9 protein-coding genes are annotated in these 13,274 nt (G+C 67.8%); 4 read left to right on the top strand and 5 right to left on the bottom strand.

The genetic code is table 11. The annotated features are described in order from the left end of the window. The first annotated feature begins 9 nt into the window (after window positions 1-9). Window positions 10-357 carry a VOC family protein gene (locus ACWEO7_RS21025; RefSeq protein WP_397079171.1) on the top strand — a complete coding sequence of 116 codons (348 nt, stop codon included), beginning with the start codon at window positions 10-12 and terminating at the stop codon, window positions 355-357. A gap of 48 nt (window positions 358-405) precedes the next feature. Here ACWEO7_RS21025 and ACWEO7_RS21020 read toward each other — a convergent pair whose 3' ends face one another. Further along, complete coding sequence (locus ACWEO7_RS21020) at window positions 406-840, bottom strand: SRPBCC family protein (RefSeq protein ID WP_355078728.1); 435 nt, start codon at window positions 838-840, stop codon at window positions 406-408. 206 nt (window positions 841-1,046) lie between these two features. On the opposite strand from ACWEO7_RS21020, the gene ACWEO7_RS21015 reads away from it, so the two are divergent. Beyond that, window positions 1,047-2,489 (top strand): FAD-binding oxidoreductase, encoded by a 1,443-nt coding sequence (locus tag ACWEO7_RS21015; RefSeq protein ID WP_452425486.1) that lies wholly within the window; start codon window positions 1,047-1,049, stop codon window positions 2,487-2,489. Further along, window positions 2,486-3,802 (top strand): class I SAM-dependent methyltransferase, encoded by a 1,317-nt coding sequence (locus ACWEO7_RS21010; protein WP_452425418.1) that lies wholly within the window; start codon window positions 2,486-2,488, stop codon window positions 3,800-3,802. Before ACWEO7_RS21015 ends, ACWEO7_RS21010 begins: the two co-directional genes overlap by 4 nt. A gap of 10 nt (window positions 3,803-3,812) precedes the next feature. On the opposite strand, the gene ACWEO7_RS21005 is transcribed toward ACWEO7_RS21010, so the two are convergent. Then, the gene (locus ACWEO7_RS21005; RefSeq protein WP_452425416.1) at window positions 3,813-7,394 is read right to left on the bottom strand and encodes a protein kinase domain-containing protein; all 3,582 of its coding nucleotides are present in this window, start codon (window positions 7,392-7,394) and stop codon (window positions 3,813-3,815) included. Between the two features lie 388 nt (window positions 7,395-7,782). Here ACWEO7_RS21005 and ACWEO7_RS21000 point away from each other — a divergent pair, with 388 nt between their 5' ends. Continuing rightward, window positions 7,783-8,265 carry a MarR family winged helix-turn-helix transcriptional regulator gene (locus tag ACWEO7_RS21000; protein WP_452425414.1) on the top strand — a complete coding sequence of 161 codons (483 nt, stop codon included), beginning with the start codon at window positions 7,783-7,785 and terminating at the stop codon, window positions 8,263-8,265. Here the strand turns inward: ACWEO7_RS21000 and ACWEO7_RS20995 are convergent. From ACWEO7_RS20995 to ACWEO7_RS20985, 3 genes are all read right to left on the bottom strand, one after another. Continuing rightward, on the bottom strand, window positions 8,262-9,359 hold the full coding sequence (locus ACWEO7_RS20995; protein ID WP_452425412.1) for an esterase-like activity of phytase family protein: 1,098 nt from the start codon (window positions 9,357-9,359) through the stop codon (window positions 8,262-8,264). The two genes, ACWEO7_RS21000 and ACWEO7_RS20995, sit on opposite strands and share 4 nt — an antisense overlap. A 114-nt stretch (window positions 9,360-9,473) precedes the next feature. Then, on the bottom strand, window positions 9,474-11,624 hold the full coding sequence (locus ACWEO7_RS20990; RefSeq protein WP_452425410.1) for a 3-hydroxyacyl-CoA dehydrogenase NAD-binding domain-containing protein: 2,151 nt from the start codon (window positions 11,622-11,624) through the stop codon (window positions 9,474-9,476). 115 nt (window positions 11,625-11,739) lie between these two features. After that, entirely contained in the window at window positions 11,740-12,954 is a 1,215-nt protein-coding gene (locus ACWEO7_RS20985) for an acetyl-CoA C-acetyltransferase (protein ID WP_450017881.1), read from the bottom strand. Window positions 12,955-13,274 lie beyond the last annotated feature (320 nt).

Below are 13,274 nucleotides of genomic sequence, written 5' to 3'. Positions count from 1 at the left end.
GAGATATCCATGACGATCTCGATCGCCCACGTCACCATCGATTGTGCGAACGCGGGCGCGCTCGCCGAATTCTGGTCACAGTTGCTGGAGACGCCCGTCGATCCCGACCCCACCCCGGAGTTCGCCACCGTCGGCCGGACGGCGGGCGCCGCGACCCCGCTGATGTTCATCCGCGTGCCCGACAAGAACCCCGGCAAGAACGTCATCCACCTCGACCTGCTCGCTTCCGGCCGGGACGAGGTCGCGCGCGCGATCGATCTCGGCGCGAAGCACGTCGCCGACTTCGATGAGTGGGGCATGAAGTGGACGACGCTGGCCGATCCCGAGGGGAACCTCTTCGACATCGCGGCCGAATAGATCGAGCAGACCGCGACGACGGCCCTTGCCGTCGTCGCGGCCGTACGATCAGGCCAGTTCGCGCTGGAGGTTGCCGAGCACCTCGGCCTGGATCTTCTTCAGGCCGAGCGGCGCGAAGATTCCCTCGAAGATGCCCGCGACGCCGCCCGCGCCCTTCCAGGTGGTGCGCAGCGTGACCCGCGCGCCCGCGCCCTCCGGGGTGACGGTCCAGGTGTTCACCAAGGTCGAATTCGAGTCGCGCTCGGTGACAATGGAATCGGACACCGAGACGACCGCGTGCACGTTGCGCGAGCGCTTCTCGGTGGCCTGCAACGTCCACTCCGCGACGGTGCCCGCGCCCTTGCCCCCTTCGACCACCTTGTAGTCGCGGTAGTGCGACGAGAGGATGCGCGGACGCACCGTGTCGTAGTCGGCGATGGCCTCCAGCGCGCGCTGCGGATCCGCCGCCACGTCGATCGAACTACTGGCGCTGACCTGTCCCACAATGAGCTCCTTGTCCGGATGCGGTGTCTCGACGGATCTCCATCCTGCCCTGTCGGCCCCGGATGATAACGGCGAGGGCGGAGCGTGTGGCGAACTTCTCCGGACGATTCGGTATTCCATTTCGCAACATATGCGTGACATTTCTCCGCGACCGAGACCTCGCGGTGGCCCCGCCGTATGGTCCGTACTAGCGTCGAGGGGTGGCAGTGAGTCTGTTGGGGAAGGCCGGACACGCACCGGCCGCACGCGAATCAGGATTTGCCGCGCATCGAGCCGGCGTGGACCGCCTTCTGGCGAGTTACCGCGCCATACCCGAGCACGCCAACGTCCGTTTGGCCAAGAAGACCTCGAACCTTTTCCGCGCCAGGGCCGAGAGCACCGCGCCCGGCCTCGATGTCTCGGGGCTGACCAGGGTGATCGCGGTCGACCCCGTGGCGAGGACCGCCGACGTCGCGGGCATGACCACCTACGAGGAGCTGGTCGCCGCCACCCTCCCGTACGGGCTCGCGCCGCTGGTCGTTCCCCAGCTCAAGACCATCACGCTGGGCGGAGCGGTCACCGGCCTCGGCATCGAGTCCACCTCCTTCCGCAGCGGTTTGCCGCACGAGTCGGTGCTGGAGATGGACGTGCTGACCGGCGCGGGCGAGATCCTCACCGCCACGCCGGACAACGAGCACGCCGATCTCTTCCGCGGCTTCCCGAATTCCTACGGGACGCTGGGTTACACGGTCCGGCTGAAGATCGAGCTGGAAGAAGTACAACCGTACGTCGCGCTGCGGCACGTGCGCTTCCGGGACCTGCGCGAACTGGAGGCCACCCTCGCGACGATCGTCACGGATCGGGTCTATGCGGACGAGCCCGTGGACTACCTCGACGGCGTCGTCTTCTCCGCCGAGGAGAGCTATCTGACGTTGGGCCGCCGCACCGACGAGCCGGGCCCGGTCAGCGACTACACCGGGATGGACATCTACTACCGGTCCATCCAGCACGAAGGCGAAACGCCCAAGCGCGACCGCCTGACCATCCACGACTACCTGTGGCGCTGGGACACCGACTGGTTCTGGTGCTCCCGCGCCTTCGGCACGCAGAATCCGAGGATCCGCCGGTTCTGGCCGAAGCGCTATCGGCGCAGCAGCTTCTATTGGAAGCTGGTGGCGCTCGATCACAAGTACGACATCGGGGACAAGCTCGAGGCTCGCAAGGGCAATCCCCCGCGTGAGCGGGTCGTGCAGGACATCGAGGTGCCGGTGAACCGCACCGCCGACTTCGTGGAGTGGTTCCTGCGCGAGATTCCGATCGAGCCGATCTGGCTGTGCCCGCTGCGTTTGCGCGAGACCGGCCGCACGCAGCGGCCCGGCGGACGCGCTTGGCCGCTGTATCCCCTGGAGCCGGACCGAACCTACGTGAACGTCGGATTCTGGTCGGCCGTGCCCACCGTTCCCGGGCAGCAGGACGGCGCGGCCAACCGCGCCATCGAGCGCAAAGTGACCGAATTCGACGGTCATAAGTCGCTGTACTCGGATTCCTTCTACGACAAGGATGAGTTCGCGGCGCTCTACGGCGGAAACACCTACACCGAACTGAAAAAACGCTACGACCCGAACCAGCGCCTGCTGGATTTGTATTCGAAGGCGGTGCAACGCAAATGACGACATTCAAGGACCGTTCCGATGTCTTCGCCGATCTCGGAACCAAACTCAGCATTGCCGAGATCTTCGAGACCCTCGTCGAGGGCGAAGTCCCGATCCGGTTGACGGCCTACGACGGCAGCGCGACCGGACCGGAGGACTCGGAGTTCGCACTGGGCATCCGGACTCCGCGCGGCATCAACTACCTGGCCACCGCCCCCGGCGACCTGGGCATGGCCCGCGCCTACATAGCAGGCGACATGACCGCCAGCGGGGTGCACCCGGGTGATCCGTACGCGCTCCTGAAGGCGCTGGACAGTTTGAAGTTCCGCCGTCCGTCCGCGCTGGCCCTGGTGACCATCGCGCGCTCGCTGGGCTGGGAGCGGCTCAAGCCGGTCGCCCCGCCGCCGCAGGAGACGCTGCCGCGCTGGCGGCGGATCGCCTTCGAGGGACTGCGCCACTCCAAGACGCGCGACGCCGAAGCCATCCACCACCACTACGACGTCTCGAACGCCTTCTACGAGCACGTGCTCGGCCCGTCGATGACCTACACCTGCGCGACTTACGGCGACGAGAGCTGGACGCTCGAGCAGGCGCAGGAGAACAAGTACCGCCTGGTGTTCGAGAAGCTGCGCTTGAAGGAGGGTGACCGGCTGCTCGACATCGGCTGCGGCTGGGGCGGCATGGTGCGCTACGCCGCCAAGCGCGGCGTCAAGGTGATCGGCGCGACGCTCTCGGCCGAGCAGGCGAATTGGGCGCAGAAGAAGATCGCCGAGGAGGGCCTGGCCGATCTGGCCGAGGTGCGGCATTCCGACTACCGCGACGTTCCGGAGGGCGAGTTCGACGCGGTGTCCTCGATCGGGCTCACCGAGCACATCGGGGTGCACAACTACCCGTACTACTTCGACTACATCAAGAACAAGCTGCGCGACGGCGGCCTGTTCCTGAACCACTGCATCACCCGCCCGGACAACACCCGCACCACCAAGGCGGGCGATTTCATCGACCGCTACGTGTTCCCGGACGGCGAGTTGATCGGTTCCGGCCGGATCATCTCCGAGATCCAGAACATCGGGCTCGAGGTGCTGCACGAGGAGAACCTGCGCGAGCACTACGCCCTGACTCTGCACGAATGGTGCAAGAACCTGGTCGCCAACTGGGACGCCTGCGTCGCGGAGGTCGGCGAGGGCACCGCGAAGGTGTGGGGCCTGTACATGGCGGGCTGCCGGCTGGGCTTCCAGCGCAACGTGGTTCAGCTGCACCAGGTGCTCGGCGTCAAGTTGCCCGCCGACGGCGACTGGACCGTACCGCTGCGCCCGTGGTGGCAGCCGTAGACCGGGACGTTCAGAAGGCGTCGCTGCCCGCCTCGTTCAGGAGTTCATCCAGGAACGGGGCGGGCAGTTCGACGTCGCCGACCTGAGCGGAGGCGGGCAGGTCGGCGCGCAGCACGCGCAGGATGCCGACCACGCCCGGGCCCGCGTCCAGCAGCGGCCTGGTCCAGCCGAGGTCGGCGCAGGTCGCGACGGCGGGCAGCAGCAGGTTGGTGGCCTCACCGACCCAGCCCGCGGTGGCCAGAGATTCCGCGAGGAGCAGCGCGGCGTCCAATTGCGCGCGCGGGCGGTGCTTCTGGCGGGTGTGGTCGGACAGCGCGCGGGCGCGGCGCACCGCCCGATCGTCGGAGCCGAGCCGGTGTTCGCCGAGCAGCGCGCGGATCGCGGCGAGTTCCTCGGCCTCGGCGGTGAGCAGGGCGGCGCCGGTGAGCCGATGCGCCGCCTGGAGCGGCGTGGATTCACTGAGGTCGGTGTAGCGGCGATCCGCGGACTCCAGCGCCATGCCCAGGCGCAGCCGTTCGGCCCGGATGTGGGCGGCCAGCCGGGGCAGTCGGTTGTCGGCGGCGATGCGCGCGCCCTCGTCCAGCCGCGTCGCCGCGGTGAACAGATCTCCCCCGACCGCCTTGACCCGGGCGCCGACGACGAAGGTGGAGATCAGGAAATCCACCGGACCGACCCGGGTGACCAGCTCGTGACTTTCGTCGAGCAGCCGGTCGGCGGTCGCCAGATCGCCCCTGCGGTAGCTCATCTCGCCCAGCAGCGCCGCGGCGACCCGCACCGCGTGCGAGCGCGGTCCGGAGCGTTCCCGCGCGAAGTCCCAGGCCTGCTGGAAACAGCGCGTGGCGGTGTCCACGTCGAGTTGCTCGTAGGCGGCGGCGCCCTGGCCGCAGCGACCGAACACCAGACCCAGCGGATCCTTCGAGCGTTCGTGGTACTCCTCGGCCCACTCCTGGACCTTCCTCGCGCCCTCGAAGTCGAACTCGCACAGGCGCACGAAGGATGTCAGATTGGCCGCCGTCGAGACCGTCCACACGGGTAGATCGTCCGGCTCCCGCAGACAGTCGGCGACCCGATCCAGCACGCCATCGGTGTGGTCGCGCGCGATCTGGTCGGAGGCGGCGAGCACGGCCGCCTGGCAGCGCTGCACCCGCACATCGGCGTCGCCGGTGGACCCGCGGGCCAGGATGTTGGACAGCCTGCCCAGGGCGTTGCGCGCCGCGCCGGACTGCTGCAGGTTGACGTTCGCCCTGGCCACCGCCATCAGCAACTTCGAGCGCGAGGCCACCTGCTGCATCGGCAGTTTCGACACGCTGCCCAGCAGCGTGGCCAGCCGGGAACCGTCGATCAGGTCCATCCCGCCACCCTCGAGCAGGTCCAGCGCCATCTTCAGATCGGTCGCGGCCAGCGCGTGGTCGACCGACTTGCGCATCAGCTGGTGTTCGGCGTACCAGCGCGAAGCCTTGCGGTGCAGCGACTTCAGCTTCCCCGGGTGGACGCGGTCGAGCCGGGTCCGCAGGTGCTCTGCGAACAGCGGCTGCATCCGGAACCACTCGGGGTCGTGCTCGATGCGCCGCAAGAACAGCTCACGCTGCTCGGCCTGCTCGAGCAGCTGCTCGGCATCCGGCTCCCCGGACAACGCCGCGGCGAGCGAACCGCACACCCGCTCGGTCACCGCGATCGACATCAGGAACTCGAGCATCTTCGGTTCCAAAGTGTCCAAGACGTTCTCGGCGAGGTATTCGCGAATGCCGTGGTTGCCCTCGGAGAGGGTGGCGATCAGCTGAGCCGGGTCGGCGTTGCCGCGCAGGGACAAGCCCACCAGCTGAATGGCCGCGGGCCATCCGTCTGTGGCGGTGTGGATTTCGGTGACCTGTTCGGGCGTCAGGTCGAAGCCGTTGCGCTCCACCAGGATCTGCCTGGTCTCCGCCTCGTTGAGGCGCAGCGCGGCCGAGCCGATCTCGACCAGTTCGTCGTGCACCCGCATGCGGCTGGTCGGCAGGCCGGACTGTTCCCGGCTGGTCACGACGAAACGCAGGTGGTGGCAGCAGTTGTCCAGCAGAGCTTCCATCGCGCGATGCGCGCCCGCGTCGGTGATCCGCTGCCAGTCCTCGACGATCACCACGACCGTCCTGCCCGCCGCGTGGATCTCGTCGATGAGGGTGGGAATCACGAAAGCGGCCGCGTCGGCGGGCCGTTCCTCCAGTACCTGGTCCAGACCGGCGCCGACGTCCGGGTGCACCCGGCGGATGGCCTGGATCAGATGGGCGAGCAGCCAGATCTCGTTGTCGTCGTCCCGATCGATGCCGATCCAGGCGACCGCGGTATCGCCTTCGCTGAGCTCGGCGCGCCACTGCGCGGCCAGCGTGCTCTTGCCGAAGCCCGCAGGCGCGTGGATCACTGCCAACCTGCGCCGCCCGCCCGCGCGCAGGATGTCCAGCAGACGCGGCCGTGGAATCGGCTCTCGCGTAGGCGTGGGCGGCCAGAACTTGGTCACGGCCGTCGGCGGCGTCGTCGGCACGACCGCCGGATGCTGGGAGACGGCGGGCCGTAGCGTCAACGGCCAGCTGCGCCGCGCGGTGACCGCGGGACGGGAGGCGGTCCACACCGCGGTCGGTTCGCCCCCGGCGGCCGAGGTGGTCGTTTCGGGCTCCGGCGTGGTCTCCAGCAGCGCCATCTCGTCCGGCAACTGATCGTGGCCGCGCTGCACCGCGCGCAGCATTTCGCCGAACTCGTAGGCGCTGGTCGGGCGATCCCGCGGATTCGGGGACATGGCCTGTTCGATGACTGTGGCGACATCCGGCGGAATGTCCTGTTCACGCAGATCGGGCACCGGCTGGGTGGTGATCCGCAAGAACTGCGCGACCACCCGCTCGCCCGCCTGCCGCTCGAAGGCCGCGTGCCCGGTGAGCAAGGCGAACAGTGTCGAGCCGAGGCCGTAGACGTCGGAGCGGATGGTCGGCTCGTCGCCTTTGAGGACCTCCGGCGCGGTGAACGCGGGCGAGCCGGTGATCATGCTGCTGGAGGTGCGAAAGCCGCCCGGGATGCGGGCGATGCCGAAATCGGTCAGCTGCGGCTCGCCGTAACCACTGAGCAGCACATTCGCCGGTTTCACGTCGCGGTGCAGGATGCGGGCGCGGTGCGCGCTCTCGATGGCTCCCGCCAGCTTGACGCCGGCCCGCAGCGAGTCCGCCCAGGTCAATGGGCCTTGATCGCGAATCAGCTTTTCCAGTGACCCATGGGTGCAGTACGGCATGACGATCAGCGGCATTCCGGTTGCCGTCACGTCCACCTGCAGGATGTCGACGATGTTCGGGTGGCCGGACAACTTGCCCATGGCCTGTTCCTCACGCAGGAACCGCTCCCTGCTCTCCTGGTCGATCTCCGAGGAAAGCACCTTCACGGCGACCACACGGTCCAACGCGGTCTGGATACAGCGATACACCACCCCGAATCCACCGCGACCGATCTCCACCGCACCGGACAGGCCCATGGCCTCGAGCTCGTCGGCGATGTCGACGGGCGTCTGCCGCTGCGTCTTCGTCTCGGCCGCAGGGGATTCGGGGCGCACCCGGCCCGAACGCGTCTGTGGATTCATGTGATCACCTCGAACACTCACATCGAATCGGCGACATCGGCGACCAACTCCGCGCCGACCGCCGGACGCCGTGTCCGATATGCCTGCGCATACTCCAACGTAGCGCGGTGCGGTATCACGCGGGTGACGTTTCCGAACAGGTCGGGTGTGTGCCGAATCCTCGTGTTTCGCGCCGCAGGAGTTCCGGTGCCGATGCCGCTTTGGTTGTGACCACCGCCACGTCAGATCCACATGAGCGGATACCCGGAGCCGATTCGACCAACCACGTCGTCTCCGGTAACCCGGTCGGCGCGGTGGTGAGCTGCCGTGATAGTTTACTTCTTCAGAGAGCTTTCTTCTTTTTTGAACTATCTTTACATGAGCAGACATTAGGTGCGGAGGAATACCCGTGTCGACACCTGAACCCGACCGCGAGCCCACGGCGCCCGGACTCCGCGCCGACGCCCGCGAGATCTACCGGCGCTACCTGAGCGCGGTCATGCTGCACGGACAAGCCGGGGCGCGGGCGGTCGATCTGGGCGCCACCGATCTCTACGCGCTCAACATCCTCGAACTGGCCGGGCCGATGACGCCGGGCGAACTCGGCGCGCGCAGCGGCCTGACCACCGGCCCGACCACCCGGCTGATCGACCGCCTGGAGGACGCGGGCTACGTCCGCCGCGCGCCGGTCCCTGGCGACCGCCGGAAGGTGATCGTCGAATTGATCGGCAAGCCAGCCGATCTCGACGAGGTACTCGCCCCCGCACGGCAGCGCATCGGCGAGATCATCGGCGGCTACGCACCCGAACAGCGCGCGGTGCTGTTCGACTACTTCACCAGGGCGGCTGCCGCGTACCAGGCCGCCGCCGAGGAGCTGCGTGGCGCGGACTAGGCCACGGCGAGGGCGATGATCTGGGTGATCTGGCGACTGTCGAAATTGTCGTCGCTGACCAGAACCAAGGTGCGCGCACCGGAGGGCAGACGCGGCCCCCAGGTCATGCCCTCCACGTTGTCGACGGCGGCGAGCCCGACGTCGTCGAGATCCACCAGCAGCCGCTTGGCCACCGGGCGGGCAGCGCCGATCGAGGCATCGAGGATGTTGGTCGCGGAGCTCAGATCGGCCTCGTAGACGCGGATCTTGTTGGGCGTGCCCGGCGAGAAGGACCGTTCCAGCACAAGCAGTTTCGTGGGATCCAGCGGATCGGCGGCGAGGATCGAAGCGATCCCGTTCGCGCCGCGGCCGGGCTGCGGCCGCGACTCGGCGAAGACCGGATCCAGCGGATACGCGTACTGGGCGAGTAGTGGCCCGGACCGCGCCTGGACGGTGATCCGCGTAAGTGCCCCGCTCGTCGTGGTCGCCGCCGGCCCATCCTGCAGCAGCGGCCCTTCCGTGGCGGTGGCGAACAACGTGCCACCCGCGAGGAAGGTCGCGGCCTCCAGTGCCTGGTTCTGTTGCGGCCCGGAGTCGGGGCGCATCCGCTCATTCTCCGGGATCGGCAGGTCACCGGCATAGGAGCCGTCCGGGTGCGCGATCCGCACCGACGGATCTTGCAGCAGGGCGCCGTCCCGCTCGCCTTCTTGCGTCCAGTAGTAATCGCCGGTCCACGGGTCCACCCGGATCTCCTCCGGGTCGACCGACATCGGCGCGTAGGGCGCGCCCGCCGCGGTCAGCAGGGGGTGCGTGCCGGTGAAGGTCACCGGTCCGACGCCGCGCTCGCCGACCTCGAAGCGCGCGGTGTAGTACCGCGCGGGGTTCTTGCTCGAACGATCGTCGCTGATCAACACGAATTCACCGGTGCGCGCGGAGTAGTCGATCCCGGACAGGCCACCCACGGTGGTGCCCGCGAAGTCCAGGCTCGACGCGACGACTTGCTCGCCCAGCAAACGCACCGATGGCGTCGTCACCGGATCGGCGGCCGCCACCGGGGCCGATGCGAGCGCGAGGGCGCAACTGGCGATCAGAACATGGCGACTACGTCTCGGCACGGCTGCCAACCTATCGCGCCGAACGGACGCGCAGGTGAACGGGCCGGAAAAACGGCCGAAGCCCGCCACCGCGAAAAGCGATGGCGGGCTTCGGCGTTGCGTCGCGGCGCGCGATTACTTACGCAGCGAGGCCGGAACCTCGAAGCGCTCGCCGTAGGTCTTGGCGAGGTAGTCGGCACGCTCCACGAAGGCCTCCTGGCCACCCGGGTAACCGACGATGAACTGGTGCACACCACCGGTCCAGGCCGGGAAGCCGATGCCGAAGATCGAACCGATGTTCGCGTCGGCGGTGGAGGTGAGCACGCCCTCGTCGAAGCACTTCTGGGTCTCGATCGCCTCCGCGAACAGCATGCGGTCGATCAGATCCTGCAGCGGGACGCCGAAGCCCGCAGTGGTCTTGAAGTGCTCACGCAGGCCGGGCCACAGACCGGTGCGCTTGCCGTTCTCGTCGTACTCGTAGAAGCCCGCCTTCTCCAGGCGGCCCGGACGACCCTCGGACACCATGTAGTCGATGACGTCCTGCGCCGGGTGCCGCTTGACGCCCAGGGTGGTGTCGCCCGCCTGCGCGGCTTCCAAGGTCTCCTTGGCGATCTTCTGCATGAGCTTCATGTTCAGCTCGTCCGACAGCTGCAGCGGCGCGGCCGGGTAGCCCGCCTGCAGACCGGCCTGCTCGATGGTGGCGGGCTCGATGCCCTCATCGAGCATGGCGATCGCCTCGTTGACGAAGGTGCCGATCACGCGGGAGGTGAAGAAGCCGCGGCTGTCGTTGACGACGATCGGAGTCTTCTTGATCGCGAGGGTGTAGTCGAACACCCGGGCCAGCGCCTCGTCCGAGGTCTTCTCACCCCGGATGATCTCCACCAGCGGCATCTTGTCGACCGGCGAGAAGAAGTGGATGCCGATGAAGTCCTCCTGGCGCTTCACGCCGGTCGCCAGACCGGTGATCGGCAGGGTGGAGGTGTTCGAGCCGAGCAGCGCGTCGGGGGTGACGACGTCCTCGATCTCCTGGAACACCTTGTGCTTCAGCTCGGTGTTCTCGAAGACGGCCTCGATGACGAAGTCGACGCCGGCGAAGTCGGCCGCGTCCGCGGTCGGCTTGATCCGGTCCAGCAGCGCCTTGGACTTCTCCTCGGTGGTCTTGCCCCGGGAGAGAGCCTTGGCCTCGATCTTCTCCGAGTAGTTCTTGCCGCGCTCGGCCGCCTCGATGGAGACGTCCTTCAGCACGACCTCGTAGCCCGCCTTCGCGGAGACGTACGCGATGCCCGCGCCCATCATGCCCGCGCCGAGCACGCCGACCTTCTTGATCTCCTTCTTCGGCACGTCCTTCGGACGCGAACCGCCGTTGTTGATCGTCTGCAGGTCGAAGAAGAACGCCTGGATCATGTTCTTCGCCACCGGGCCGGTGAGCAGGTGCACAAAGTAGCGGGACTCGATCAGCGACGCGTTGTCGATATCGACCTGCGAGCCCTCGACCGCGGCGGACATGATCGCGCGCGGCGCGGGCATGTTCGCACCCTTGATCTGCTTGCGCAGGTTCGCGGGGAACGCGGGCAGGTTGGCCGCGAAGGCCGGGGACGACGGGGTGCCGCCGGGGATCTTGAAGCCCTTCTTGTCCCAGGGCTGCACGCCGGCCTCGGGGTTGGCCTTGATCCACGCCTTGGCGGCGGGGACCAGCTCCTCGACCGAACCGACCAGCTCATCGATCAGGCCGATCTCCTTGGCCTTGGCCGGCTTGTTGCGCTGACCCTGCAGCAGCACCTGCATCAGGGCGTTCTGCAGGCCCAGCATGCGCACGGTGCGGATGACGCCGCCGCCCGCGGGCAGCAGGCCGAGGGTGGCCTCGGGCAGACCGATCTGCGAACCGGGCACGTCCGCCGCGATGCGGTGATGGGTGGCCAGCGCGATCTCCAGGCCGCCGCCGAGCGCCGCGCCGTTGATGGCCGCGACGACCGGCTTGCCCAGCTGCTCCAGGCGACGCAGGGCGCTCTTGATCTCGGTGAGCTCCTCCATCAGCGCCTGGGCGTCGTCCGGGCCGACCTTCATCATGTTCTTCAGGTCGCCGCCGGCGAAGAAGGTCTTCTTCGCGGAGGTCAGGACGACACCGGTGATGTTGTCCTTCTCCGCCTCTAGCCGCTCGACGGTGGCCGTCATCGACTTCTTGTACAGCTCGTTCATCGTGTTGGCGCCCTGGTTCGGGTCGTCCATCGTCAGCACGACGATGCCGTCCGAATCCTGCTCCCAACCGATCATGTTGGTTTCGCTCACAGCTCTTGTGTCTCCTTGGTGAATTAGCGGCGTTCGCGGCCCTACGTGGTCACGCAGGCTGCCGGCTCCGGGCTGACGCTCACGCCGCCGTGAATTCTCAGCTGTCGGTTGGGGCTCAGACCCGCTCGATGATGGTGGCCACGCCCATGCCGCCGCCGATGCACAGGGTGACCAGCGCGTAGCGGCCGTTGCGGCGCTCCAGTTCGTCGACCATGGTGCCGGTGATCATCGCGCCGGTGGCGCCCAGCGGGTGACCCATCGCGATCGCGCCGCCGTTGACGTTCAGCTTCTCGTCCGGGATGTTCAGATCCTTCTGGAACTTCAGGACCACGGAGGCGAACGCCTCGTTGATCTCGACCAGATCGATGTCGTCGAGCGTCAGGCCCGCCTTGGCCAGCACCTTCTTGGCGGCCGGGGTCGGACCGGTGAGCATGATGGTGGAGTCGGCGCCGCTGGTGGCGGTCGCGACGACGCGCGCACGCGGGGTCAGGCCCGAGGCCTTGCCCGCCTCTTCGGAACCGATCAGCACGAGCGCGGCGCCGTCGACGATGCCGGAGCTGTTGCCGCCGTGGTGCACGTGGTTGATCTTTTCGACGAAGTGGTACTTCTGCAGCGCCACCGCGTCGAAGCCGCCCATCTCACCGATCACGGCGAAGGAGGGCTGCAACTTGGCCAGGTCCTCGGCGGTGGTGCCGGGACGCATGTGCTCGTCCTTGTCCAGCACGACGATGCCGTTCTGGTCCTTGACCGGGACGATCGACTTGGCGAAGTAGCCGCCGGTGGTGGCCTTGGCGGCCAGCTCCTGCGAGCGCACCGCGTAGGCGTCGACATCGTCGCGGCTGAAGCCCTCGATGGTGGCGATCAGGTCGGCGGAGATGCCCTGCGGGACGAAGTAGGTGTCGTAGTTGGTGGCCGGGTCCAGTGCCCAGGCGCCGCCGTCGGAGCCCATCGGCACGCGCGACATGGACTCGACGCCACCGGCGAGAACCAGGTCGTCGAAGCCGGAGCGAACCTTCTGGGCGGCGAGGTTGACCGCCTCGAGGCCGGAGGCGCAGAAGCGGTTGAGCTGGAAGCCGCCGACGGTGTCGGGCAGGCCTGCCACGGTGACCGCGGTACGGGCGATGTCCGCGCCCTGATCGCCGACCGGCGCGACCACGCCGAGGATCAGGTCGGAGATCCGGTCCTCGTCGAGGTTCGGGAAGCGCCCGCGCAGCTCCTGGATCAGACCGACAGTCAGGTCGATCGGCTTGACCGAGTGCAGCGAGCCGTTCTTCTTGCCACGGCCGCGCGGAGTGCGGATGGCCTCGTAAATGTAGGCCTCTGTGGTCATGGAGTGTTCCTTCCTCAATGTGCGGCGGCCGGACGTCCGTCCGTCCGAGCGCTCCTTGCGGTCGACCGGACGTCCGTCCGTCCGAGTGCTCCTTGCGGTCGGCCGGTACGTTCGTCCGTCCGAGCGCTGGTGTGCGGCGACACCGCGGATGCGGCATGGCTGCGGCTGACCTCGCCGACCGGCCTTGCGACCGACCGTTCCTAACGCTGTACAAAACCAGGCAAGACAGGACGAACGTACGGCCCGGTCGCCCGTACGCCTGGGCATACCATAGAACGTCGGCGTACCGAAGCTCCCGGCTACCCGTCCATACTACCGTG

It is taken from the genome of Nocardia sp. NPDC004260 (assembly GCF_053603155.1).
This window is presented reverse-complemented; position numbering and strand designations above follow the sequence as displayed.